Genomic DNA, 26,256 nt, shown 5'->3' on the forward strand with positions numbered 1-26,256 from the left:
TGGTTGAACGACAAATATGCCGTCTATGGCAAATTGTTCGGGGCCATGGGTCTTGAGAATGGCAAGAGCTATTCGGTCTCGAGCAATCTCGGCTTCCGCGTCAAGTGGGAATAACCGGAAGCAGAAATCCCTTCTAGAGCATTTCCAGCAAAAGTGCGTAGCGGTTTTGCGTAGGATAATGCGTAAAAACAAATAGCTAGAGCGATTCCGTTTTAATCGGAATCGCTCTAGCTATCCTGGATAAAAAGAAGAACGGCGGACAATATTGTCCGCCGTCAGCAAGTATGAATTATTGTTATATCGCTTCCATGATTCAAAATAATGCTCCAGGACGGAATACTGAAAAATCTAGAATCCGATGCTGAACAATGCGGAGCCATTTTTTGTATAATTTAAGTTTCTTTCCTTCCCATAGAGATCCAAGTAATAGCTATTATACATATAATGATAATCATAAAGGAAAATTACGTTTAAATGTTTCCGCCCATGGTGGGGCGATTAATAATCCCGGACCTAGATTTATTATGAATTCCCCAAGTGGTCCGCTTGATGCAATCAAGTTAAAGCATCTTTTGGATAAAAAAGAAAACATAGCGGATGTCAAATTGATCAGGCTGATTGTTTGTTACTCAGGTAACGGATTTTATCATTCGCTTGCTGCCCAGCTGTCCAGATTATTTCCTGACAAGGAGGTTAAAGGATATGTAGGCACTGTTAGCGCTGGATCAGCGCCGGAGATAATCTATAAATACTCACTTAAATGGGACGTTGAAAAAATAGAAACATGTATGCGTCAATCTGGTAATCTCATATATAAAAATGAAGGCGACCCTTTTCACTCCGTAACATACAAAAATGGCCGGTGTATCAAAAATCACCGTATCTTATGACGGTAACCAGCCCTGGGGGCCCAATGCCACCGTCGTCGCTATAATTTAGACATTGTTTGATTAAAGCGGGCGTCCCAGGAGTTGGCTTGCACGAATGCTATGTCCAATCGTTTAGATCGAATAGATGCCCGAGCTTTATTAACAGTGCACGCAATTTCTCCCAAACCATTCACCAAAAACGTATCTTCATCTGAGCCATGGTTTAGCATCTCTCCAAAAGCTGTCGAGATGACAGGCATCCCCAATGCCCGATATTCGTAGTATTTTATTGGATCGACGGATGCCGTCAGTTCGTTCTTCAAAAATGGAATAAGCCCTACATCCATACCCCCCATATACTCCATTGCTAGCGCATGCTCACAAGGGGGCAAGAGCTCTATGTTTGCGGGCAGATTTTTGGGTGGCGCTTTAAAGATTGGACCAATGATACGTACGATATCGTTGGGCGCTGCGCGTGCCAATGCAATAACCATGTCCCAGTCAAACCACGCGCCTATTGTACCGATATAACCAAAAACTTTCTGATCCGGATTTGCTTCAATCGGTTTGATCGCCTCGACGGCGGCCGCATCCAGACCATTTTTAATCAGTCGCATTTTCCTGGGAGAGAGATTTACACGGTCATATAATACTGTGCTGGATGTCCACACTTCGTCGGCCTTCGCCATGACTTGGGCTTCCCGCCATCTCATAGCCTGTCGTGACAAACCACGATAGAAGGCAGGAAAGTCGTCCATGGCATCATAGACAGCAAAGATATCTGGCAAAGTTTTCATTAGCGTAATTGCCAGGACAGAAGGCTTACCAATTACGAGCGAGCAATCTCCAACATTGGCAAAATCGACAGCTGCGCCAATAACACGTTTCCACAAGTACTGATTAAGCCAGGCAGACCCCGGCAATGGCTCGATTGGAATGCTTGATACCTTGATGCGCGTAAGCCAGGACGGCACCTGAGCGGAATGAGATTCCACAGGAGTGTGACGTGCGCGTTTCAAATCGTGCCATGACGGAAAGCGGGTTGCGTATGGTTCAATCCATAGGACCTCTCCTCCATATTGCGCGTGAAACCAATTGACGAATTTTTGCGGGCGCTGTGCAAAACTCGCCCAGGGAACAGGGGATAAATATATCAGATTTTTCAAGCAAAATGTTTCCTGATCGTTTCAATAATACGTTCCGTGGATTTACCATCCCCATAAGGAGATACGCCGCGTGCCATAGCGGCGTAGGCCGCTTTATCATCGAGCAGTAGCTGTACCTGGGCAACAATACGGTCGTAATTTGGTCCTACAAGCTTGACCACGCCCTCTTCCACTGCTTCGGGACGTTCTGTTTCGTCGCGCAATACGACCACGGGTTTACCCAAGGCGGGCGCTTCTTCCTGAACACCGCCAGAATCCGTAATGATCAGATACGCTTGCTTCATCGCAGCGACAAAGGGAGCATAGTCCAAAGGATGGCAAAGGATAAAATTATCAAGTGATGACAAGAATTCATGCGCCACATCTCTAACATTGGGATTGGGATGTACCGGATAAAGGAATTGCACATCGGGATTTTTTTGTGCCAGGTGACGCAAAGCACGACAGATGTTGCGGATTGGTTCCCCAAAATTTTCCCGCCGATGCGAGGTTACAAGGACCATTCTTCTTGCGTTGTCCAAGGGGATACCGGTTGAGAGTTCGCGTTTTGTGGCCATATACAACGCATCGATGACGGTATTGCCGGTGACAATAATTTTCTCGTCATCGACCCCGTCCTTCAAAAGATTTTGCCTTGATCCTTGAGTGGGCGCAAAATGCCATGTGGTGAGCTTGCCCGTGATTACCCGATTGGCTTCTTCGGGAAAAGGATTTTGAATATCCCAGGTTCGCAGCCCCGCTTCCACATGGCCGATCGCAATGCGGTGGTAGAAACAGGCCATGGCAACGGTCATAACTGTGGTCGTGTCGCCTTGCACGAGCACGACATCTGGTTTTTCAGCCAACAATACATTATCGAGATCCTGCAACAAACGCGCCGTGAGCGTTGTCAATGCCTGGTTCGGTCGCATGATGTTAAGATCTATATCAGGACTGATCGCAAAGAAATCCAAAACCTGATCAAGCATCTGTCGATGTTGTGCGGTCGCCAGAACACGAACTTCTGCCCAAGGTTCTTTCTGCAGGCCTAAAATAACAGGAGCCATTTTGATTGCTTCAGGTCGAGTTCCCACGACTGTCAATATCTTAACCACAATATTTTCCTTTTAATATCTTTAAGTAAAAGAGAGAAAATTTTCGACAATGATTGTTGACGGTGCCGTTCTTTAAAAAATCTCTAGTGGGGATCGACCACTATATAAATAAGAAAAATTGACGAAAATTTCGGCAAAAAATATAGGTAATTATCTTAGATCAATTTCAATCTACGTAATCTACATAGAAATCTGGGTTGCTTTTCCATTTATTCTTGAAATAGGCCGCATTTCGCATAAATAGTTCTCGATAGGCGCTCGATCCTGAATTCGCGCCGGTTGTTTGATGAGGTTGATGACGAATGCCGGTCAAGTCGCGATGGCATATCTTCAATCCCAACTTTTTAATTTGAAAAGACAGATCTGTATCTTCGAAACAGGTTGGATCGTAGGCGCAATCAAACCCGTCAATTGCATCGAATACCGATTTGGGCATGAAAAATCCGCATGTACCAAGATAGCCGATATCTGATCTGTAACCCTTTTTGATTGCAATCTCATTCATGCCTCGATTGGGGCTGTAATCGGCAATCATGCCGCCAAGATCGGATCTGCCCGCATCAAACCAGCCGCCGCCCCATCCAATTGCACCAATGCCGGCATTCATGTCCAGAATCGTCAATGCTTCTTCAAAAGAACAGGATGTGGTAAACCATTGATCTGAGTCAAAGAATACCAAATAGTCTCCCGAAGCGTGACGAGCCCCTAAATTCCGGCCGGATGAACATCCGTTCTCCGGGTTGCTTAAAAGTTTGACTTTAGGGAAATGTTCAGCGACAAATTCCGCACCCCCATCGGTGCTTGCATTGTCTACCACGATGATTTCCTTGATATAAGCTTTGCAATGATGTTGGATAGATTCAAGGCAGCGACCGATTATTTTCTTATTATTATGGATCAATATAACGACGCTAACACGATTTTTGAACCTGGTTCTGTGTTCGACGTTGATGATCTTGTCCAGGCGCGTGAACCATGAATTTTCAGAGATGAATTTTTCCGTAAGAGCCTGGTCGGTTTTAGTGTCATTGACTTTCGTGCATAGTGCGGCGAATTCCGTGGGGCTGTCGGCAATATCAACGCCAGGATAACCAATAATTTCTGGTAGCCGTGTTGCAACCACCGGCTTGCCGACAAATAAATACTCAAATACTTTGATTGGAGAAACCGCATCCGAGATTTTACCGGGAGAAAACGGTAAAAGTGCAAAATCAGAATATTGTAAATAACCGGGCAACTCGTCGATGTTGCGAGCGCCAATCATGTGAACATTGTCTGGCATGTTCACGCCAGACGGACGATCTCCGATCAGAACAAATCCGTATTCCGGGTTAGCCTTCGCTGCAGCCTCGAGATAATCCCACGCAAACCAATCGCCATAGAGGGACCCGAAGTAAAGGCCTATCTTTTTGTAGTTGAAGGGTAGGTCTATAGGCCTGTCATGCTTTTTATAGCTATCAAATATATATTCATTTGCCGCATTCGGCAGATAAATTGCATCCTGTCGGCCTAGCTTCTTCAATTGTTTAACAAGAATCTTCGCTGTACCAATGACGGTTTGCGCCATTGATACGATATTTCTGTAAACGTCCCGATCAAACCACCCGGTTCCCAGGCTCGTTTCCCAGTCATCTATTAATTCGAACACTGTACGCAGGCCGCGACTATTAAATAATGTGATATATTCGACAACGCGAGGATGCGGAAACTCGACAAGGAGTGTGGCATTGCTTGACACCCCGCTCATGATCTCAAGCGGAGACGTTGCATCAATATGCAAATGCTCCAATCCATGAATGTCGACCCTGGAATCGACATGGCTTTGAAGTTCGAAGTCAAACTTCTTGAAGATGTATATATATTTTACTTTACGCCCCGCTTTCAACGCACAACGTGCTAATTGGGCTGCACGTTGTCCGCCCCCAATGTCGTCGTATGGGACACCGGTAATAATAACCAGCTCATCTGTACGAGACCAGATAGTTGGCGCGGTATCAATGCCAGTTTGCGCATATAACCCTGGCATGGTTGGAGAAGACCAGTGCTGTGGATGAACATGTACGCTTGTGGTGGTGCGCAGCCGACGTCTCACAACAGTCAAAACGCCCATAAATCCCGAAGTATCCCAGATTTCATAAAGGCGCCTGCCATAGAAAGGAATCTTCTGCAAGCGTCGCCGGACGTTTCGGAACATACCAGACCAACCGCTCTTTAAAGTAACAATCTCTGCCTGAAGGGTATCTATGTCCACTTTAAGAGCGGCTATGTAGTTTTCTTTATCGGCGCGATATAATTCGTATTGTTTCAATAACTCTGTCTTTTCTTTTAAATTGCTTTCAAGTAACCTAACTTTTTCTTCTAAATGACGAAGAGCTTCCAGTGCTTCTTGGGATGATATTTCGAACATTTTTCCCACCCGCATTGCTTCTTTTGCCCCTTCTTTTTCTCTCTGCAGTTCTTCCTGCAGGAGAAAAATCTGTGTTTTTTGTTGTTCTATCTCCGATTTATATTTATAATCTACCATGCGTTGACGAGCTAATTCATAGCTACTCGCCAGAGCAGGGTTAAAATATTCCTGGCTGTTAACCAAATCCGCAAGCGTTTCAATCACGGTCAGCGATTCAAAGAATGGCTCTTCTATTTTACTGAGAGAATTTGTGTTATCGTGGAATAGGCCATGAAAAATTGTCCGGGAAGGTGCCGTTAGTTTATGCGCCCATTTTTCGAATTTTGCCCATTGTAAACGCTCGTCGCACTCTTTGTGGGCGAGCGAATATAGCGCTTCCGTAAATTGTGCCCCCCATTGCGAGAGTGGAACGTCCTTAGGAAAGCTATCTTCATTCACATTCGGCAGAGATCGTCCGGAAAAATTGGCTCGCATTGCCGAGCGGAAATTCGAAGGCTGAAGCAGGCCTTTTACCCCATCATACCCAATAAGGATGACGGGCTTTTTCAAAGCGACCCCTTCAAGAACGACGCGGCCCATTCCTGCAACACCTTCAAACCTTTGTGCAAAGGACGGTACGTCAAGTCGCGTTCCGAGGAATTCGACGAATTCACCCAACTGGTTTGCGTTGAGCTTTTCTTGCAATATTGCATGCGCAGGCCCGTCACCAACAATCACAATGCCGGGCAAACCCAAAGCTTTGGAAATGACTGCAAATTCAAAGATTCCCGTAATCTTCTGCTCGTCCAAACGGGAAACCACCAGCCACCGCCTGTCTAACGGCTCATGATCAGGTGTTGGATCAATAAACGCGGACAGGTCTATGGAATTACGAAATATTTTTAGCGCGCGGGCTGGTACATAAGGGGCGGCCATCGCCGCCACTTCTTCGGATACCGCCAAGACGAGCGGTGTGTGTGGTAATATGATCTGTTTGAGAAGAAATTCGTGGAATGGCCCATAACTCGCGAGCGAGGCAGGTCCGTGTAACGTCAAGGCGAATCCAGTATTCTCGAATTCAGCAGCGATAAAACCTGCGAAAATAGCAAAGAAAGGATGCGCATGAACGACGTCAATCTCATTGAGACGGATAAGTTCCCGCAAAGAACAAATTGTTTGCCACAAACCAGCCACAGATTGGGCAGGGCCGAAATCAAAGCCACTTGTGATAGAGGCTACACCATCTGGAATGAAGTCCTTGTCAAACTGCTTCCCGATAGCCAGATGGATTTTCCACCCCTGAGCCGTAAGGCGGCGAATTTCGCCATTAATGTGGGTTTCCAGACCACCAACAGTATACTGATCAGTGAGAATCAGAAGAGATTTCATAAAGAGCCATCGTGAAAACTAGTCGATATAGCGGTCTTTAACATCGCAATGCCACTTGCTTTCAATCGTGGCTGACTGACTTTAAAAACCATGACGTCGGTTCGGCGATCGAGATACTGCATGTCGGCATGCGATATCGCATCAGCCAGAGCGAGCGTTATAAAATAGGTGCCCGCGCAAAGATTAAGTTCGATGTTAAAGTCAAATTGTATACTCCCGCCCGCTTTGGCGTTAATAATATTTTTTTCAAAATATAAAGTGCTGGTTCCAAAAACGCTCACTCCTTCTACCGTGCGTATCAAGATACCAGCTTGTAGCTCTTTTACATCTCTTAAAACATCAGCAGTAAAGCTGATCGTTACGCGATCAGCCGGGCGAAAATTGTCTTTGCTCGTACCAGTCGCATCAAAAAGCCCCCATTTCCGGATAATAGCCAACGAATTGACTGATGTTCCATCTTCGCTTTCACGGCTTTGGATCTCTTGATTCTGCACATCAGGTGCGCCCTCCTGAACGTGATCATTTTTTGCATTGCCACGAATATAGTTGAGATAAACATTCTCATCCGAATATAACAAGGCATGGTATTGATCGACGATTTCTTTTGCCTCACCAATGCCGTGAACTTCTCCTTGATGCATCAGGATAGCTTTTTGACAAAATTTTTCGACGGTTGCGGTTGAGTGAGTTACCAAAAGAATAGAGCATCCATCCGCACGTAGGCGTTCTATATAATCGAAACATTTTCGTTGGAATTTTTCGTCACCGACCGATAACGCCTCATCCACAATCAGGATCTGAGGTTCAATGCACGCCTGCACGGCAAAAGCAAGCCGAACGGCCATGCCACTGGAATAGGTTTTCACAGGCTGATCCAGATGGAAGCCAATATCGGCAAAACGCGCTATCTTATCAAAACGCTCATCCATTTGCTCCCGGGTAAATCCTAAAATAGCACCGTTGAGATAAACATTCTCCCTGCCTGTAAATTCCGGATTAAAGCCAGACCCGAGCTCTAGCAAAGCGGCCAATACACCATTCGTAACGACGGTGCCGGCAGTTGGCATCAAGGTCCCTGCTATAAGCTGTAAAAGCGTGCTTTTGCCGCTGCCGTTGCGTCCTAAAATTCCAACGGTTTCGCCTTTTGGAACCGCAAAGGACACGTTTCGGAGTGCCCAAAACTCCTGAAAATATCGCTTTTTTCCCAATGACAGGAACTGGGCCAATCGATCACTGGGTTTCGAATAAATCTCGTAGCGTTTGGAAAGGTTGTTGACTGCGATCGCAAAGTCAGAGGACATCTGCAAAACCTTTCCGTGTTTTTTGAAACCAGGCAAACCCCAACCAGGCGACCACACATGACAATATTAATTGGTTCATCCAGCCAAACCAATCCATGCCTTTCCCCCAGAGCAGCAGATCACGCACTTGCACAACCACGGCAGTGAGAGGACTAAGCTCCATAAACGGCCGATAGATTTCCGGTAGCGCATTGACCGGATAAAATATAGGCGACAAAAACATCAACATTGTTGTTAGGACGCCCACAATTTGCGCAATATCTCGCAAGTAAACGCCTAACGAAGACAAAAACCATGTTGTGCCAAGGATAAATAAGCAGAATGGGAGAATGGCTAAAGGTAGTAGAAATATGTAAATATTTGGAACGCCGAAAAATGCAATATAGAAAACAACCCAAACAATTAAACTTATGACATAATGGAATAAAGCAGAAACCAGCGAAACCACGGGAAGGACTTCGAGAGGGAATATTACTTTCTTTACGTAATTGACGTTAGAGAGAACGAGGCCCGGGGCGCGGATTGCGCACTCGGCAAACAGATTAAAGATCATTAAGCCTGTGAAAAGCGCAAGTGCAAATTCCGTTTTGGTTTCGGATCCACCAGCCCACCTCGCCTTAAACACAACGCTAAATACAAATGTATAAACCGCTAACATTAACAGCGGATTGAGAAATGACCAAAGCAGACCCAATATTGAGCCTCGATAGCGCCCCATCACTTCACGTTGAGCTAAACTAATAATCAACCCCATATGACCAGCTATATTTTTGATCATCTTTAAGGGATTCAATGTTGGAAACGTCTGGGAGCGCGATGCTGGAGTGTCCATTTTCTAACTTTAAAATATTGAATCTTGAGATTATATCAAATCAAGCGGACAATTTTACTTTCCAAAGGGCCGCCAGGACAGTTCAATTCTCTTGTCTTTGCCTCCGTCAGAGGCGTTTAGTTTAAAAATTCTCTAAATTTTAACCAGTCACCCAAACAATTGGTCACTATTTAGACATAATGCATATATTTGAAGAATTGAACAGCCCGGAAAGCTACAATTCCTCCCTATCTTGATTTTATTCAACCGTGACCGATTTTGCCAGATTGCGAGGCTGATCGACGTCCGTGCCCATCAAGACAGCGGTGTGATAGGCCAGCATCTGGATCGGCAGGGCGTAGACCAGCGGCGTGATGAATTCCGGCACGTCCGGGAGGACGATGGTCGCCATCGTATCGACGCTGGCGCTTTCCGCRCCCTTCTTRTCSGTGATCAGGATGATRCGACCGCCACGGGCCGCCACTTCCTGCATGTTGGAGACCGTCTTTTCATAAAGGCGATCGGACGGCGCAATCACGATAACCGGCATGGCTTCGTCAATCAGGGCGATAGGTCCATGCTTCAACTCGCCAGCGGCATAGCCTTCGGCGTGAATATAGGAGATTTCCTTGAGCTTCAGCGCGCCTTCCATCGCGAGCGGGAAGGACGTGCCACGCCCCAGATAGAGGACGTGATTGACCTTGGCCAGCTCATGGCAAATAGCAGCGATCTCGTCTTCCAGCTTCAGCACCTGATTGAGGAAACGCGGCGCTTCGGAGAGCTGGCGTACCAGTTCCTGCTCGCGCGCATCGTCAATCGCGCCACGCGCCTTGGCGGCAGCAATGGCGAGCGACGCCATGGCCGAAAGCTGACAGGTGAAGGCTTTGGTAGAAGCAACGCCAATTTCCGGCCCCGCAAGCGTCGGAAACACCGCATCGGATTCACGAGCAATGGTCGAACCAGTGACATTGACGACAGCGGCAATCTTCAAGCCCTGCGACTTGCAATAACGCAGTGACGCCAGCGTATCCGCCGTTTCGCCGGACTGCGAAACAAACATCGCCAGCGAATCCTTCGACAGCGGCATTTCGCGATAACGGAATTCCGATGCGATATCGCTATCGACAGGCAGACGGGCAATCTGTTCGAACCAGTATTTGCCGACCGATGCGGCATAGAAGGCCGTGCCGCAAGCCGAGATCGTCAGACGATCCACCTTGCTGAAATCGACGCCAACAGCTTCCTGGCGCACCTTGCCAGTGGTGAAATCGAGATAATTGGCCAGCGTGTGCGAGATCACTTCCGGCTGCTCAAACATCTCCTTCTGCATGAAGTGACGATGATTGCCCTTGGAAACGAGCATATTTGCGGTTTGCGTCTTCTGGATCGCGCGCTCGACCCGATTGTTGCTCTCGTCATAAATGGTGACGCCCTTGCGGGTCAGCACAGCCCAGTCGCCATCTTCCAGATAGGCAATGGTATCGGTGAAGGGCGACAGCGCAATCGCGTCTGAACCGAGGAACATTTCACCATCGCCATAGCCGACAGCGAGCGGCGGTCCCTGACGGGCGCCAATGAGCAGTTCTTCATCGCCTTCAAACAGGAATGCCAGTGCGAAAGCACCATGAAGCAGCGGCAGGCAATCACGGACGGCTTCAATCGGCGATTTGCCCTTATCCAGTTCACGCGTCACGAGATGCGCAACGGCTTCCGTATCGGTTTCGGTCTGGAACTTGCGGCCTTCGGCTTCGAGCATAGCGCGCAGTTCGGCAAAATTTTCGATAATGCCGTTATGAACCACCGCGAGGCGTTCGGTAATATGCGGATGCGCATTGCGCTCCACCGGCTTGCCATGCGTGGCCCAGCGTGTATGACCGATGCCGATCACGCCGGGAAGCGGTTCACCGGCCAGACGCTTTTCCAGATTGACCAGCTTGCCTTCGGCACGGCGACGGTCGAGCTTGCCGCCCTGCAAGGTCGCAATACCGGCTGAATCGTAGCCGCGATATTCCAGTCGTTTCAGAGCATCGACCAGAAGCGGCGCGACTTCATCCTTGCCGATAATACCGATAATTCCACACATGCATCTGCTCCAGATCTGGGTCGTTTGCTTTTGCCAGCCGGTTTAAAGATTCCAGAGCAGAACAGCAAGACGAGCTGTAACCACTCGGGTCGTCTGATAGTCGATTTACTTCGATGAGGTTTTAGCCGCTTTGATGACGGCATACTTCTCCCGCAGGATCTTTCCCCGACCTTCCTTGGTTTCCTGTCGCGCGCGACCGAAAGCCAGCGCATCAGCCGGAACATTGTCGGTGATCGTGCTGCCCGAAGCGATATAGGCGTTGTCGCCTATTTCCACCGGGGCCACCAAAGAGGAATTGGAGCCGATAAAGGCGTTTTCGCCAATGATCGTCTTATACTTATTGTAGCCGTCGTAATTGCAGGTAATCGTCCCTGCCCCGATATTGCTGGATGCGCCGACGGTCGCGTCACCGATATAGGTCAGGTGATTGATCTTGGCGCCCTTGCGCACATCGGCATTCTTCACTTCGCAGAAATTGCCAACCTTGGTTTTCTCGCCAAGCTTCGCGCCGGGACGCAGACGCGCGAAAGGCCCGATTTCGGCATTGGAACCAACATTCGCGCCTTCCATATGTGAGAAGGAATGAATGAGCGCACCCGACGCAATATGCACGCCGGGACCGAAAAACACGTTGGGCTCAATAATCACATCGGCTTCCACCAGCGTGTCATGGCTGAAGAACACCGTTTCGGGCGCAATCAATGTCACACCGGCCAGCATCATTTCACGGCGCTTGCGGTTCTGCCAGATGGCCTCGGCTTCCGCGAGTTCTGCGCGATTGTTGATGCCGATGACATTATCGACCGGCACTTCGATAGCCGTTACGTTGAGGCCCTTGCCATGTGCAATGGCAACAATATCGGTGAGGTAATATTCGCCCTTGGCGTTATCATTGCCAACGGCATCCAGCAGTGCCAATGCCTGGCGTCCGCGCACGGCCATCAAGCCCCCATTGCAGAAGCCGATCTGCTTCTGGGCGTCAGTTGCTTCCTTCTCCTCGACAATAGCGACCAGTTGGTCACCTTCCTCGATCAGGCGACCGTATCCATGCGGGCTGGCCGGGCGGAAGCCGATCACCACGATATCCGCACCGTCGGCCAGGCGCGCACGCGCGGCTTGCAGGGACTCCGCTTCAATCAGCGGCGTATCGCCGAACACGATCAGCAGATCGTCATAACCATTTGCTATCGCCTCACGTGCAGCAAGCACGGCATGGGCCGTACCGAGACGTTCTGTCTGTTCGAATGCTGAAACAGGGCCTGCGATCTTCTCGACCGCGCCGCGCACATCTTCCGCACCGCGTCCAACGACCAGCGCGACATCACTCTTGCCTGTTCCCTGCACGGCTTTGACAACATGACAGACCAGCGGCAATCCCGCGACCGCATGCAACACTTTCGGCAAGCTGGATTTCATGCGCGTGCCTTCGCCGGCAGCAAGCACGATGGAAAGGCAAGTACGATCTGTCATGACATTGTCCAGAAATACGTGGTGTTCATCCGCTTTATCACGAAAGCGTATAAGGAAGCTTACGGATTTAGCCAAGCCGCCCGAGGACCGGGAACGTCTCCAGTAGCCAGAATGAGAAGGATTGCATACCGCCTGTCAGGAACAGAACGCCTGCAACAACCAGCAGCGCGCCCATTGCCTTTTCCACCTTGCCGAGATGCACGCGGAAGCGGGACAGGAAGCGCATGAAGGCGCCGGAAAAGAGTGCTGCGATCAAGAACGGAATACCAAGCCCCAGCGAATAGACTGCAAGCAGAAGCGCGCCCTCGCCAACGGTGCTGCTGCCGCCAGCCAGTGTCAGGATCGGGCCGAGAACCGGGCCGATACACGGTGTCCAGCCGAAGGCGAAGGCCAGCCCCATGACATAGGCGCCAAGCGGCGAAGCCGGGGCATTGCGCGCCTGAAAGCGCGCCTCGCGTGACAGGAACGACAGGCGCAGCAGCCCCAGGAAATTGAGGCCCATCAGTATAATCACAAGACCGGCGACAATGGCGATCTCCTGCTGCCATGCGCGCAGGAATGCGCCGATGGACGATGCACCAGCGCCAAGCGCTACGAAAACAGTGGTAAAACCGAGCACGAAGCAGATTGCGGCAAAGGCGAGTGAACGGCGGGCTGAAGGCTCGGCGGCGACCCGGGCGGCTTTATCGGCGCGAAAGTCCTCGACGCTCACACCAGCCATGTAACAAAGATAAGGCGGCACAAGCGGCAAAACGCAGGGCGACAGAAAGGACAGAGCCCCCGCACCAGCCGCCGTCATATAGGAAACATCGAGCACGATAACCTCATTCGTTCGTCAAATTGCTTGCTGCCCCGGCTATCCGAAGGCTTATATAGACCAAGTTGTGATTACCATTGAATATTTTCAATGGAACATCTCGTTAGATCACAAGTTTGCCCTAAATCAGGATCATTCCGCGCCTTAATATAAATTATTTGATTGCTCCAACGGAACGATGCACCGATGAGCTTGATTGATGATGATGCACCTTCCATCCCGACAACAGTATCGCCCGGACCTTTTGGCTGGGTGAGACGATACCAGCATTTTCTTTTTCCGGTAGCGGGCATCGCCATCGCACTGTTGGCGATTTATGTTCTGGAGACAATGCTCCAGCATACGTCGCGTTCGGAAACGCTGGCGGCGCTGCATAGCATTTCCTGGACGACGCTGGCGCTGGCCGTATTCTTCACAATACTGAGCTATGCGGCCGTCGCCCTTTACGACGTCGTCGCAGTCGATACCATCGCGCCCAATCAAATACCGCGCCGCATTGCTGCCGTCGCCGGTGCTGCGGGCTATGCGATTTCCAATGCGCTTGGCTTTTCGCTTCTGACCGGCGGTGCTCTGCGATACCGCATCTATGCCGCCGAAGGCGTCAGCCTTGCCGATATCGGCAAGATTGTCGGTACATCGTGGTTTGCGATCTGGTTCGCGCTGATCATCATGGTCGGCGCTGCACTCCTCATCGACCCGCAAGACGTTCCGTGGCTGTCCACCATCGATTCGCGCATTGATATCATTGCTGGCGTCGTCATCCTCGGCGGTATTGGCTGGCTCATCTACTGGCTGTCGCATGGTGAACGCAGCGTCAGAATAGGCTCGTTCAGCCTCCGCCTTCCCAACTCCAGGGGCGCGCTGATCCAGATCTGTGCCGGACTGGTCGATGTCGGCGCTGCTGCGGCCACCCTCTACGTCCTCATGCCTTCCGGAGCAGTGCCAAGCTTTGCGGTCTTCGCGCTTGTCTATGTGATCGCCATTGTTCTGGGCATTGCCAGCCACGCGCCCGGGGGCCTCGGCGCTTTTGAGGCGACCATCATCGCCGGATTGGGCCTTGGCGGAAAGCCGGATGCCATTGCCGCCCTGCTCGCTTATCGTATCATTTACACGGTCATGCCGCTGGTCGTCGCTACTGCCGGTATTCTCGTCTGGGAAGCCATGCGGCGGCGGCAGATGCTGGGCAAGCAGGCGGCCTTCGCCAAACGGCTGTTCGAGCCGCTGGTGCCGAGCCTTTCCGCTGGCATCATCTTTCTGGGCGGCATCATCCTGCTGATTTCAGGCGCAACGCCCAATTTGCGCTATCGCGTCGAACTGCTCTCCGACATCGTGCCAGAATTCCTGATGGAAATGTCGCATCTGGCGGCAAGCCTCGTGGGTGTCGCGCTGCTGATCGTTGCGCGCGGCCTTTCCAAGCGGCTGGAGCGGGCATGGGTGGCGGCCATGGCGCTTCTGCTCAGCGGCGCTGTATTTTCGCTCGCCAAGGGCCTCGACTGGGAAGAAGCCGTCATTCTCTGCATCTTCGCCGCGACGCTCTGGAGCTTCCGCGATTCCTTCTATCGCCGCCCGATATCCGGACCATTCGAGCTAAGCTGGAACTGGATCACCACCGTCGGCACGACAGTGCTTGTTTCCACATGGCTTGGCTTCTTTGTCTATCGCCATGTCGAATATTCAAGCGACCTGTGGTGGGACTTTGCGTGGAGCGGCAACGCGCCCCGCTTCCTCCGTGCGACCGTGCTGGTCTTTGCGCTGGTCGCCGCTGTCGGCCTGCATTCGATCATCAACCGAAACAGCCACCGCAGGCGCAAGGTCGATTATTCGATCCCGGAAGCCGTTCCAAATCTGGTTGCGGAATGCCCGCACACAGATGCCGCACTGGCCATGCTGGGCGACAAGCAATTCCTGATGGCACCGGATAACAGCGCGTTCATCATGTATGCCCAGTCCGGCGGCAGTCTGATCGCGCTCGGCGAGCCGATTGGCAATCCTGAAACCGGCAAGGAAGCGGCATGGTCGTTTCATGCGCTTGCAGACAAATTGGCCGTTCGCACTGTTTTCTACGGCGTTGGCCCGCAAAGCCTGCCGCTGTTTCTGGATATGGGACTGGTCGCGCTGAAACTGGGCGAAGTCGCCCGCGTGAACCTGACTGACTTCTCGCTCGAAGGACCACGCCGACAGCCATTCCGCTATGCCGACCGCAAGATCGACAAGGATGGCTTCACCTTCGAAATCATCCCGGCTGCCGAAGTTGCACCGCTCATTCCGCGTCTGCGTGAAATTTCCGACGCCTGGCTCGACTTCAAGTCCGGCAGCGAAAAAGGCTTTTCTCTGGGCTATTTCGACGACGACTATATGAAGCGCTTCGACGTCGCCGTGTTGAAACATGAAGGCGAGATCGTCGCTTTCGCCAATTTGTGGCGCGGTGCCGACAAGCACGAAATTACCGTGGACCTGATGCGTTATATGCCCAATGTGCATAAGCTGCTGATGGATGCGCTGTTCGCCAAGCTTTTGATGACCAGCAAGGCCGAAGGTTACAAATGGTTCAATCTCGGCGCGGCCCCGCTTTCCGGTTTGAGCGGCAGCAGGCTCGCCTCGCGCTGGAACCGGCTCGGTTCCTTCATCTATAAGCGCGGTGCCGATCTCTATCATTTCGACGGATTGAAGGCCTTCAAGGAGAAATTCGATCCTGTCTGGACCCCGCATTACATGGTCTGCCCCGGCGGACTGGAAACACCACGCGCCTTGCTCGATGCGACAACCCTGATTAATGGCAGCCCATTGGAGTTCATCCGTAAATGAAGAAAGAACGCGTCCTCTTTACCGTGGTCGGGCTTGCGCTGTTGGGAGCAGCGGGCGTTTACGGCTCGCTGCATACCGGCAAGATCGCCCGCATGTGGACCAAGCTCACGGGTTCCGAAGAGCCGGTCATTCATGCGAGCGCCGAACGGTTGTCGAACATCCCGGTTTATATGCCAAACGGTGACCCGGTCGGGCTTACGATCCTGCTCAGCGACGAGGCCGGCATCGGCGAAAAGGAACGCGCCTATACGGATGCGCTGCTGGCCAAGAACATGATCGTTCTGCCGGTTGAACTTGGCCCTTGGCGCGCTTCGCTCGATAAGGAAGACGGCGAGTGCAACTATCTCGACTCCGATTTTGAGGCCATTGCCAAGGAAGCACTGCGCGGGCTCGATCTCGACGTCTATTTCCATCCAGTGCTGACCGGCATCGGACAAGGCGCGACCATCGCCTATGCCGCCGCTTCGGATTCGCCAGATGCGACCATTGCAGGCGCTGTCTCACTCGACCCGGCTCCCGCCAAGACCCGCCTGCGCTCCTGCACGGAAAAGGCAGCCGCGACGAAGACACCGGATGGCGCCTTCACCTATGCCTATGATGCCGAGATACCAGCACCTGCGCTGGTGATGAGCCCTCCCGGAGGCGAAACCAACAACCCGGTCGAAGCCCGGCAAAAGAATATCGCCGTTCTCCAGAGCGGGAAGGATTTCCCGACGCGCATGAAAATGGCGGTGGATAATATCGTCGCCATGGCCGATCAGGACGCCAAGAACGAAGCTTTGCCGATTGTCGATCTTCCCGCCAAGGGCGGCAATGGCGATATGGTCGCGGTGTTCTATTCCGGTGACGGCGGCTGGCGCGATCTCGACAAGTCCATCGGCGAATGGCTTCAGGCGAATGGCGTGCATATCATCGGCGTTGATTCGCTGCGTTATTTCTGGTCGGAACGCACACCGGAAGAAATCGCCAAAGACACGACGGCCATGATCAAGAAGGCCGACCCGACAGGCAAATTGCCCGTTGCCGTGCTCGGCTATTCCTTCGGGGCCGACACATTCCCCTTCGCATGGAAGTATCTCGATCCGTCCATTCAGGACCGCACCAGAATGATCGGGCTGCTTGGCGTCGAAACCACGACGACCTTCCAGGTTTCCATCGAGGGCTGGCTTGGCATGGATGGCGACAAGGATGTCGTTCCGGCAATTTCCAGCATTCCGCTCGACCGCGTCGTCTGCGTCTACGGCGAAGAGGAAGAAGACACCGCCTGCACGGCAAAAGAGCTGAAGGGCATGGAAGTCATGAAACTGGCTGGCGGCCACCACTTCGACGAAAATTACGAGCCGATTGCAGCAGCCTTGCTCGACAAGATGCGCGCTCGCGCTGGTTTGCCTCCGCGCCCGTCAAGCTGACGGGCCGGGTTGCCAAAAGTACTAACCCTTTATCGCGCCTGACGGATTTTGCGCGCCAAGCGCGCGCTGTACCGCCACGCGGGCCGATGCCAGATCGGGCATGACCCAGTTTGGCTCGCCGCCCAAAAACTTGTCGAGGAAGGCTATTGCATAGCCCGGCATGTCGGCCACGTTTTCCCGGTAAGACCACCAGGTCCGCAGATCATCCGCACAGGCGTCGATATCCTGCGCCACGCCAAATTCCTGCTCCTGCACTGCGGCAATCGCGCAGATGCAGTAGTTGGTGTAGAGGAAGCCCTCTGGCCAGAAAGCGATAATATCGTGTTGCGGCGTGTTCTCACCCTCGGTTGCCTTCGGGATCGATAGCGCTCTGGCAGGCGACAGGCGGATCAGTTCACGCAGAACAAGACCGGCGGCAAAGGTGATGAAATCCTTGCGGTCCACCTTGGCATAACGCTTGTTTTGCTCGACCAGCTCAACCCAGTTCAGAAAAGCTTCCGTCAGTTTCTGCTCGTCGATATCGTAATCGACACCATAAACATCGTGGAGAAGGCTGGCGTGTTTGCGAAACGTCGCCCTGAACCAGCGCAACTGCCGCAAGCGGCGTCGCAAGTCCGGCATCGATGCCATCTGGTTCTTCAAAAGCAAATCCATATTCCACGCCTCCAACGCCGACAGACCATATGCGAAACAACAGCAGTTGTCAGCTTGTCCGCCCGACGATATTTACCTCATAATTATACATATTGACATTTAAGAAAACAAATGTTCTGTGAAGAGACGGAGACTGGCGGCGCCTGAAGACGCATCAAGCCTCCGGTGGAGGAGGAGAAAATGGCTATCTGGCAATGGGCTTTACTGGCTTTGGCTCTTTTATGGGGAGTCCAATCGCTGGGCGTCTGGTTTCAGATGCGCCATTACTCCGACGTGCTGAAAGGCGTCACATCCCGCTACTCTGACGGATTCGTCGGTGCGGGCCATGTGCGCGGGCGCTTCGGCAAAGGCGTCATTGTCATGATTGTGGTCGACCGCGACCTGAAAGTCCGCCGTTTCCTGGAAATGAGCGGGCGAACCGTGTTTGCGAAATTCAAGCGGCAGGAAGCCTATGAAGGCATGCCGCTCAACGCCTTGCGGCGCGAACAGGAAGCGCTCGAAAAATCGCCCGTCAATGCTGCCGCAAAGCAGGCGATGGACCAGATCGACCGCATCAGGGAACAATCCGACGGCGCGTCTCTCGAAGGACTGAAACTGGCACACGCCTGAGTGCGTGTCCAATCTGGAAGCAGGTAAACAAACAGGCGCATCCCGAAAACTGTGCAACGTTTTCGGACAAGATGTGGGGCAAAACAAACAGATAGAGCACTTCCAATGTCCTGGCGGGTGGAAATGCTCAAGGGGTATCGCCCGACGAGGACGGGCGGCGAGGAGGAGAAATGTCTATAGCTGCAATGCTGGCGCAAGGCGCCGATACGACCTTACAATCCTTGCATGTGGCCAGCCAGATGGCAGCCAACATGGCAACGGATGCAGTGTTTCACGGCAAGCTCGCCGTCGAACACGGCAGCAATAACCTTGTGCAGCTCGCACAGGCGACCGGCGCGGACAATCTGACTGTCGATCAGTTCAAGGAGCGTCTGCAACACGTCACGCAGGAAGAACAGCTGGGCTGGCTTGCCTCTATCGGCAAGCACTTCATCGGCATCTTCCAGAAGGGCGGTGAAGTGTTTTCCGGTTTCGTGACCGGCATCATTCCGACGCTGGTGGTTCTGATGACCGCCTTCTACGCAATCACTGAACTGGTCGGTGAAAAGCGCGTGCATGGTCTTGCTCAGGGCGCGGGCCGCATCGCGCTGACCCGTTATACGGTTCTGCCGGTCCTGTCAGTGTTCTTCCTGACCAACCCGATGGCCTATACCTTCGGTTCGTTCCTTGAGGAAAAGCACAAGCCTGCCTTCTACGACGCGGCAGTGTCCTATGTGCATCCGCCGCTTGGCCTCTTCCCGCATATCAATCCCGGCGAATATTTCGTCTGGGGTGGCGTGCTCGTGGCTCTGCTTGAGCTGGAAAAGAAAGGTGCCGTGCCCAATGGATATCACATCAATGTGGCCATCTGGTACGCCCTCGTCGGCCTCGTCGTGATCCTGCTCAAGGGCATGCTCACCGAACGCATCACCGCCATCATGGCGCGCCGTCAGGGCGTCGAGCTCTAAGGCGCGCGGGAGGACATCATGGCCAAGACCTATAAGTCAGTCAAAATTTCTCACGGTTCCGGTGGTTGGGGCGGCCCGCTCGTCATTCAGCCGACCGAGCAGCGCAACAAGATCGTATCCGTGACCGGCGGCGGCATTCATCCGCTTGCCAAGCAGATCGCCGAAATGACCGGGGGCGAAGCCGTAGACGGTTTCCGTGCACCGCCCATTGAAAGCGAAATGGCCGTCGTCGTGGTTGATTGCGGCGGCACCGCACGTTGCGGCGTCTATCCACGCAAGCGCATTCCGACCGTCAATCTGACGCCCGTCGGCCAGTCAGGCCCGCTGGCGCAGTTCATCACCGAAGACATTTATGTCTCCGGCGTGAAACCCGAAAATGTCGTTCCTGCCGATGGCTCCGAGGCTCCGGCTGCCGCTGCTTCCATTGGAGCTGCCGCCGCCAAGGCCGAAGAAAAGCCAGCAGCACCTGTTGATACCTCGAACGATGGTGGCATGGTCGGCTTTATCAGCCGCATCGGTCGCGCCATGGGTCGCGTCGTCGGCATTTTCTTCAATGCTGGTCGTCGCACCATCGATCAGGTCATCCGCAACGTTCTGCCATTCATGGCGTTCGTGACGATGCTGATCGGTCTCATTCTCTACACCGGCATCGGCGATATTCTCGCCCAGCCAATGGGACCGCTCGCCAACAATATCATCGGCCTGCTCATTCTGTCGGCCATCTGCGGTCTGCCATTCCTGTCTCCGATCCTCGGACCGGGCGCGGTCATCGCACAGGTGGTGGGTGTGGCAATTATCGGCCCGCAGATTGCCAATGGCACCATCGCTCCGGCAATGGCCCTGCCCGCGCTCTTCGCCTACAACACGCAGGTCGGTTGCGACTTCGTGCCGGTGGGTCTGGCGCTCGGTGAAGCCAAGCCGAAGACGATCGAAATCGGCGTGCCTGCGATCCTGATCAGCCGCCAGATCATGGGCCCTGTCTCGGTGCTCATCGCCTGGCTCGTCAGCCTCGCCGTGCTTTGACGCATATTGGCTCGCCGCATCAAAGCGGCGAGCCGTTTCTCTAATCCTCTGTTTTAACGCGCATCTTTTCCGAAAACCGTTTCACATTTTTCGGGATACGCTCAAATATCTGCCTTTTAATATTCGACATCCTCATCTCCCCAATAATTGGAGGGTGTCGGTTGAGTGAAATTGAAAAGGACTGCCGCCATGCCGATACATCTCAAGACACGGATCACCGCAATCGGTCCCGAAGTGGCTGATCTCGCCGAAGGCGGCGTTCTGATCCTGTTTGCCGAGGGTTCCCCGCCTGAGCTGGCAGAAGTCTCGGTAATGCACGCCGTCGAAGACGGCCCGCAGGAAGCCGCACCGCCGGTTGGCGCGCTCATCGCCATTGGCGAGCTGACGGCACGCATTACGGCTGTCGGAACAAGCGCCTGGCAGAAAGTGCGTGACATCGGTCACGTGGTGATATCGTTTACCGGCGCCGACTCGACCGATCGCCCGGGCGAAATCTGTGCCAGCGAAGTTGATGGCGCCGCTCTGGTTGCTGTGCTGCGCGAAGGACATACGATCGTCATCAGCGACTGATCTCAAGAAGCATTCATGATCCAAGGCTCTCAAATGGAACGCTCCACCATCGTCCGGGTGCATGAAGGGCTGCATGCGCGCCCCGCAACCCGTTTCGTCAAGCTCGCCAAGGGGTTCGAGTGTAATATCGAGATCGCAAAGAGCGGCAAAAGCGTCAGCGCGAAAAGCTCCGTCAAACTCATGCTGCTCGGCGTTAAGGAAAATGACGAAGTCACCGTGCGTGCCGAAGGGGCCGACGCAATTGAAGCGCTGGAAGCGCTGATCGGCTATCTCGAAAACCCGCGCGCGGGTCTTGAGGAAAACGAGGGTGCCGCGGTTGCTGCCGTCGCAGAAGCTGCTCCCGTCGTTGTCGCTCCGGTCGCAAACGCTGCGGTTACAGCGTTGCCAGAAGGGCAGATCAAGGGCGTTGCAGCCAGCGAAGGTCTTTCGCTTGGTGAGGCGTTTCCGTTTTTCCCAGCCGAAATCACGCCGGGAACCGGCAAGTTGGCAGCAGACGAAATCGAACCGGAGATCAGCCGTTATGAGGCGGCCGTCGCGACTGTGCAGGAACGGATGGAGCATTCGCTCGCGCGTGGCGATCTGGCCGAAAGCGATCGCGGTATCGTTGCCGCGTTGAAGGACATTGCTTCCGACGACAGCCTGCGGGATGAAGCACTTGCGCTCATTCGCGGCGGGATGGATGCCGTCTCTGCAACACTCGGTGCCGCCTCGACGGTCGCCCAGCAATTTGCAAGCCTCGACGATCCTTATCTCAATGCGCGTGCTGATGATGTGCACGCGATCAGCCGGCAGATATGCCTCGCTTTGCTCGGTCAGGAAGATCTCAATCTCGACGGTCTACCGGACGGTGCCATTCTGATTGCCGAAGACATTGGCGCCTGGGATCTGGCGCGCGCACCGCTGAAGCGCATTCGCGGCGTGGTTTGCGGCCATGGCGGTGCGACCTCGCATGTCGCCATCATTGCACGCACGCACGGAATCCCGGCGGTGCTTGGGCTTGGCGACGCCGTTCATACGCTGAAGACGGCGCGCAAGGTCGCTGTCGACGGCAGCGCCGGTATTGTTCATCAGGATCCGGATGCCACCGTTCTGGCTGATATCGAAAGCCGCATTGCAAAAGCCACGGAAGAACAGCGTGCGCTGGACAAGTATCGTGATTTCATTCCGCGGCGTGCCGATGGCGTGACGATTGAGGTTGCGGCCAATCTCGGCGCTTTGGAGGAAATCGAAGCGGCACAGACTGCTGGCGCGATGGGCATCGGCCTTTTCCGCACCGAACTTCTGTTCATGAAGCATATCCATTTGCCGTCTGAAGACATGCAGATGGAAACCTATGCAGCGCTTCTGCGGGCTTTTGCACCACAGTCCGTCATTGTCCGCACACTCGATATCGGCGGTGACAAGCCCGTCGCCGGCATTGAGTTCCCTGAAGAGGAAAACCCCTTCCTCGGCTGGCGTGGCATCCGCATGTGCCTTGACCGCCCGGAAGTGTTCAAGCCGCAATTGCGCGCCCTGCTTCGCGCTGCCGTGCATGGCAATCTGAAGGTCATGCTGCCGATGGTTTCCGATATTGAGGAAATCCGGGCGACAAAGGTTCTTATTGCCGAATGCGAGCGCGAGCTGTCAGCGGAAGGCAAGCCTTACGGCTCGTTTGAACTCGGCGTGATGATCGAAACACCGGCAGCGGTTTTTGCCGCCGATCAACTGGCCAAGGAATCCGCGTTCTTCTCCATCGGCACCAACGATCTGACGCAATATGTGATGGCGGCAGACCGGCTCAACCCGACGGTGGCAAAGCTGAACGACGTGCACCATCCAGCCGTGATGGCGGCCATTGAAATGACTGCGAAAGCGGCCACATCGGCGGGCATCATGGTGGGCATGTGCGGGGAAGCAGCAGGCAAGCCGGATCTCATTCCGGAATTTATCCGCATGGGATTGACCGAGCTCAGCATGAGCCCAGCTTCCATTCCCCGTGCCAAGAAGATCATCGCTGACCTGTTCGGCGCATGAACCGCCTCGGTTAAGGCAAATGGGCGATCAGCGTCGCGAAGAGGGTTTCGAGCTTCTTCGCGTCGCGGGTCTCCGCCGCAACCACCAGCCGCTCATACCGTGCTTCCAGCACCATGAACACGCTTTCCAGCGGATCGATATCGGCCAGATCGGCAGGCTTTACAGTCGCCAGCCCGCAGGACAGGCAAGCGGCGGCAAGCCCGATAACTTCCGCCTTGCGCAGATTTTCCGGGTCACACGAGGCTTCAGACGACATCGAGCGCACAGGCCTTTCAGCCAGAGACTCCAAAAACAGCGCGGTCAGCGCCTGCGCAACCGTTGCGGCATCACGCAGAGCGTCCGCATGTTTGCGCAGCAGACGCCCGTGGATCACGGAAAAAGCCGCTTCGTGGATCAGCGCATTTTCGAGTCCGTAACGGCGCATCGTCCCCTTGAGGAAATAATACATATCGCTGCGGAAACCGCGTGCGCCTTCCGCGCCGGAGCCAAAATAGAAGGAAAGGCTGCGCATCTGCGGCGTGTCATGATGTTTGGCCGGCTCAGACGAGATGAACGAAATCGAGATCGCTTCGGCAGCGGTCAGCGCGGTATCCATCACGCCTGCGGCGTGGCCCAGCAGAGCTTCCGGTGCAGGCAGACTGTTTTCTGGCGCACGCGCAGTTTGCCGGGCGCGCCGTATGACATAGCGCACGTCCCGCAGACGGTCTTTCAGACTGACAGCGATTTCATCAGAAAGTGTGCGCAGCATGACTGATCTCTTCGCTCCTTGCTAGGCCAACAATCGTATCTTAACCGATACAAAAGAAGTATTGTTTTCCTCGTCCGGGAAAAGCAATAGGTTCCATATTCACAAAGACGCAAACTGTAAGAATTTTGGGGAATCGATTTGAAAAAGACCGCCAAGGGGAAACGGAACGCAGCTGAAACCAACGACCTTCTGGTAGGATCCGAAGGCGTTGCAGCGGAAAACCGCACCAGCCGCCTCAGAACCCGTGCGGCGTGGATGTATTACGTCGAGCAGATGACCCAGAGCGATATTGCCGATGCGCTGGGTGTCGGTCGTGTTACCATCGTGCGTCTCCTTGCCGATGCGCGCGCCCGCAATGAGGTGAAGATCACCATCGAAGGCAAGCTTTCGGCATTGACGGCGCTGGAAGCGGCCCTTGAAAAGGCCTTCGGTCTGGAACAGGCCATTGTCGCGCCGCTTTCCTCCGCCGACACCGATCCGATTCCGCCGATCAGTGCTGCTACAGGTGCCTATCTGTCGGAAAAAATCCAGCATGGCATGCGCATTGGCGTCGGCTGGGGCCGCACCTTGTCCAGCACCTTGCAGCATATCGGCTCGCGCCCGGTGAACGATCTGAAGGTCATTTCGCTGCTGGGCGGCATTGTGCAGCCACGACGCTCCAACCCGCCGGAATTTGCCTGGCAATTCGCGCAAATGCTGCAAGGCGAAGGCTACCTTATCCCCGCGCCTGCCCTTGTGGACAGCAAGGAGACCCGAACCGCATTGATCGAGCGCTGTGGTCTCAATACGGTTCTGGACATGGCCGAAGATCTCGACATGGTGCTACTCAGCATCGGCGGCATCGAAACGGCCAGCAGCACATCGTACCGCGTGGGTCTTGTGGATGACCAGCAAAAGCAATCATTGCTCGCCAATGGCGCAGTCGGTGACGTTCTGTTCCACTTCTACGACGCCGATGGCCGTATCGTTGATGATCCTGTGCATGAACGCGTCATGTCTGCCAGCATCGAAAGCTTGCAGAAAACGCCGCAACGTCTCCTCACATCCGGCGGCACGGAAAAGATCGAAGCGCTTCTGGGCGCGATGAAGCTTCTGCGTCCAACGGTTTTCATAACCGACGAGGAAAGCGCCGCCGAAATGCTCCGCCGCATCGGTCATTCCGTTCCGAACTGAAGCGTAAAATACAGATAATACAAACAGATAGAGCGCTTTCGTGATCTTACACGAAAGCGCTCTATTCAATTCAGCCAAAGTCGCTTCGGCGAAATTACTTGCGCAGTTCGGCTTCGATTTCGTCCAGAACCTTGTCCTTGCCGATACCGGTCAGGAAAGCGAGACCCTTGATCACCCGCTTTTCGACTGCGGCGGAAATCGGCGTCGTCGAGACGATGAAATCGACATTGTCAGCCAGTGAGGGCACCTCGGTAGCCTTGGCCTGCTGCGCATTGAAGGTCAGCCCGCGCTTTTTCATTTCTTCGGTCACGGCGGCATTCACGGCGGTGGATGTTGCCACGCCGGTGCCGCAGGCAAAGAGAATCGTTTTCATTTTGGCCATTTTGTTTCCTCCGATTAGCCCAGCACAACTTCAACGTCAGCGAGCGTGCGCGCATTCTTTAAATTGTCCAGCGCGTCCTCATTTTGAATCGTCGCCATAACCTGTTGCAAGGTCTCGATCTGCTTGTCCTTGTCATTGATGGCAAGCAGGAAAACAAAACCGACAGGCACTTCCTCTTCCGGATCTTCCATATTGGAAAAGATGACGGGAGATTTCAGCGTAGCGAAAGCGATGCCCGCTTTCAGGACATGCTCAGGATCAGTATGCGGAACGGCGACGTTTTCTTCGCGCTCCAGCGGCAGACCGGTTGGCATGGTCTGTTCCCGCTTCACGACCGCATCCGCATAGCTTGGCTTTACATAGCCGAGCCGTTCCAGCTTTGCTGCCAGAACACGGATGATCTCCTCATTGGTTTTGGCCTCGCTCTGCAGCTCTATCGCTTCAGGGTCGAGAAAAGCCATCAGGCCGTTCGCCATTCCATCCTCCATTTCAGATAGCCGCATACCTCTCCGGTATGCGGCCAGTATTGCTTTTGTG

At 53.5% G+C, this 26,256-nt stretch carries 21 protein-coding genes; 9 read left to right on the forward strand and 12 right to left on the reverse strand.

Annotated features, from left to right (window positions below):
• The first annotated feature begins 383 nt into the window (after positions 1-383).
• Complete coding sequence (locus ACTJKP_RS19305) at positions 384-890, forward strand: hypothetical protein (protein ID WP_440631810.1); 507 nt, start codon at positions 384-386, stop codon at positions 888-890.
• A 38-nt stretch (positions 891-928) separates the two neighbouring features.
• Here ACTJKP_RS19305 and ACTJKP_RS19310 read toward each other — a convergent pair whose 3' ends face one another.
• The 8 genes from ACTJKP_RS19310 to ACTJKP_RS19345 all read right to left on the reverse strand — a co-directional run bounded on the left by ACTJKP_RS19310 (position 929) and on the right by ACTJKP_RS19345 (position 13,386).
• Positions 929-2,035, reverse strand: a complete 1,107-nt coding sequence (locus tag ACTJKP_RS19310) for a hypothetical protein (protein WP_440631811.1) — start codon at positions 2,033-2,035, stop codon at positions 929-931.
• Positions 2,032-3,129 carry a non-hydrolyzing UDP-N-acetylglucosamine 2-epimerase gene (gene wecB / locus ACTJKP_RS19315; RefSeq protein WP_440631812.1) on the reverse strand — a complete coding sequence of 366 codons (1,098 nt, stop codon included), beginning with the start codon at positions 3,127-3,129 and terminating at the stop codon, positions 2,032-2,034. The genes ACTJKP_RS19310 and wecB overlap by 4 nt, the downstream gene beginning before the upstream one ends.
• Before the next feature lie 166 nt (positions 3,130-3,295).
• Positions 3,296-6,904, reverse strand: a complete 3,609-nt coding sequence (locus ACTJKP_RS19320; protein WP_440631813.1) for a glycosyltransferase — start codon at positions 6,902-6,904, stop codon at positions 3,296-3,298.
• Positions 6,901-8,205 carry an ABC transporter ATP-binding protein gene (locus ACTJKP_RS19325; RefSeq protein ID WP_440631814.1) on the reverse strand — a complete coding sequence of 435 codons (1,305 nt, stop codon included), beginning with the start codon at positions 8,203-8,205 and terminating at the stop codon, positions 6,901-6,903. The genes ACTJKP_RS19320 and ACTJKP_RS19325 overlap by 4 nt, the downstream gene beginning before the upstream one ends.
• Complete coding sequence (locus tag ACTJKP_RS19330; RefSeq protein WP_440631815.1) at positions 8,195-9,037, reverse strand: ABC transporter permease; 843 nt, start codon at positions 9,035-9,037, stop codon at positions 8,195-8,197. The genes ACTJKP_RS19325 and ACTJKP_RS19330 overlap by 11 nt, the downstream gene beginning before the upstream one ends.
• 238 nt (positions 9,038-9,275) lie before the next feature.
• On the reverse strand, positions 9,276-11,099 hold the full coding sequence (gene glmS, locus ACTJKP_RS19335) for a glutamine--fructose-6-phosphate transaminase (isomerizing) (protein WP_440631816.1): 1,824 nt from the start codon (positions 11,097-11,099) through the stop codon (positions 9,276-9,278).
• A gap of 105 nt (positions 11,100-11,204) precedes the next feature.
• The gene (gene glmU / locus ACTJKP_RS19340; protein ID WP_440631817.1) at positions 11,205-12,569 is read right to left on the reverse strand and encodes a bifunctional UDP-N-acetylglucosamine diphosphorylase/glucosamine-1-phosphate N-acetyltransferase GlmU; all 1,365 of its coding nucleotides are present in this window, start codon (positions 12,567-12,569) and stop codon (positions 11,205-11,207) included.
• A gap of 67 nt (positions 12,570-12,636) precedes the next feature.
• Positions 12,637-13,386, reverse strand: a complete 750-nt coding sequence (locus tag ACTJKP_RS19345; RefSeq protein WP_182520610.1) for a cytochrome c biogenesis CcdA family protein — start codon at positions 13,384-13,386, stop codon at positions 12,637-12,639.
• Between the two features lie 186 nt (positions 13,387-13,572).
• Here ACTJKP_RS19345 and mprF point away from each other — a divergent pair, with 186 nt between their 5' ends.
• On the forward strand, positions 13,573-16,191 hold the full coding sequence (gene mprF, locus ACTJKP_RS19350; RefSeq protein WP_440631818.1) for a bifunctional lysylphosphatidylglycerol flippase/synthetase MprF: 2,619 nt from the start codon (positions 13,573-13,575) through the stop codon (positions 16,189-16,191).
• Positions 16,188-17,600 carry an AcvB/VirJ family lysyl-phosphatidylglycerol hydrolase gene (locus ACTJKP_RS19355; protein WP_440631819.1) on the forward strand — a complete coding sequence of 471 codons (1,413 nt, stop codon included), beginning with the start codon at positions 16,188-16,190 and terminating at the stop codon, positions 17,598-17,600. Before mprF ends, ACTJKP_RS19355 begins: the two co-directional genes overlap by 4 nt.
• Positions 17,601-17,621: 21 nt before the next feature.
• On the opposite strand, the gene ACTJKP_RS19360 is transcribed toward ACTJKP_RS19355, so the two are convergent.
• Positions 17,622-18,254, reverse strand: a complete 633-nt coding sequence (locus tag ACTJKP_RS19360; protein WP_078340340.1) for a hypothetical protein — start codon at positions 18,252-18,254, stop codon at positions 17,622-17,624.
• 180 nt (positions 18,255-18,434) lie between these two features.
• Between ACTJKP_RS19360 and ACTJKP_RS19365 the strand changes: the two genes are divergently transcribed.
• The 5 genes from ACTJKP_RS19365 (at position 18,435) to ptsP (ending at position 23,416) form a co-directional block, all read left to right on the forward strand.
• Positions 18,435-18,863 (forward strand): transcriptional regulator GutM, encoded by a 429-nt coding sequence (locus ACTJKP_RS19365; protein WP_078340339.1) that lies wholly within the window; start codon positions 18,435-18,437, stop codon positions 18,861-18,863.
• Positions 18,864-19,033: 170 nt separating this feature from the next.
• Positions 19,034-19,810, forward strand: a complete 777-nt coding sequence (srlA, locus tag ACTJKP_RS19370; protein ID WP_113533482.1) for a PTS glucitol/sorbitol transporter subunit IIC — start codon at positions 19,034-19,036, stop codon at positions 19,808-19,810.
• Between the two features lie 18 nt (positions 19,811-19,828).
• The gene (gene srlE, locus ACTJKP_RS19375; RefSeq protein ID WP_440631820.1) at positions 19,829-20,833 is read left to right on the forward strand and encodes a PTS glucitol/sorbitol transporter subunit IIB; all 1,005 of its coding nucleotides are present in this window, start codon (positions 19,829-19,831) and stop codon (positions 20,831-20,833) included.
• A 189-nt stretch (positions 20,834-21,022) separates the two neighbouring features.
• Positions 21,023-21,403, forward strand: a complete 381-nt coding sequence (locus ACTJKP_RS19380; protein ID WP_440631821.1) for a PTS glucitol/sorbitol transporter subunit IIA — start codon at positions 21,023-21,025, stop codon at positions 21,401-21,403.
• Between the two features lie 33 nt (positions 21,404-21,436).
• On the forward strand, positions 21,437-23,416 hold the full coding sequence (gene ptsP / locus ACTJKP_RS19385) for a phosphoenolpyruvate--protein phosphotransferase (protein WP_440631849.1): 1,980 nt from the start codon (positions 21,437-21,439) through the stop codon (positions 23,414-23,416).
• Between the two features lie 10 nt (positions 23,417-23,426).
• On the opposite strand, the gene ACTJKP_RS19390 is transcribed toward ptsP, so the two are convergent.
• On the reverse strand, positions 23,427-24,164 hold the full coding sequence (locus ACTJKP_RS19390) for a hypothetical protein (RefSeq protein WP_440631822.1): 738 nt from the start codon (positions 24,162-24,164) through the stop codon (positions 23,427-23,429).
• A gap of 138 nt (positions 24,165-24,302) precedes the next feature.
• On the opposite strand from ACTJKP_RS19390, the gene ACTJKP_RS19395 reads away from it, so the two are divergent.
• The gene (locus ACTJKP_RS19395) at positions 24,303-25,337 is read left to right on the forward strand and encodes a sugar-binding transcriptional regulator (protein ID WP_078340333.1); all 1,035 of its coding nucleotides are present in this window, start codon (positions 24,303-24,305) and stop codon (positions 25,335-25,337) included.
• 94 nt (positions 25,338-25,431) lie between these two features.
• Here the strand turns inward: ACTJKP_RS19395 and ACTJKP_RS19400 are convergent, their stop codons facing one another.
• On the reverse strand, positions 25,432-25,719 hold the full coding sequence (locus tag ACTJKP_RS19400; protein WP_078340332.1) for a PTS sugar transporter subunit IIB: 288 nt from the start codon (positions 25,717-25,719) through the stop codon (positions 25,432-25,434).
• 14 nt (positions 25,720-25,733) lie between these two features.
• Entirely contained in the window at positions 25,734-26,195 is a 462-nt protein-coding gene (locus ACTJKP_RS19405) for a PTS sugar transporter subunit IIA (RefSeq protein ID WP_151589103.1), read from the reverse strand.
• Positions 26,196-26,256: the final 61 nt, after the last annotated feature.

It is taken from the genome of Brucella sp. 22210, assembly GCF_052045675.1.
Classification (GTDB): domain Bacteria; phylum Pseudomonadota; class Alphaproteobacteria; order Rhizobiales; family Rhizobiaceae; genus Brucella.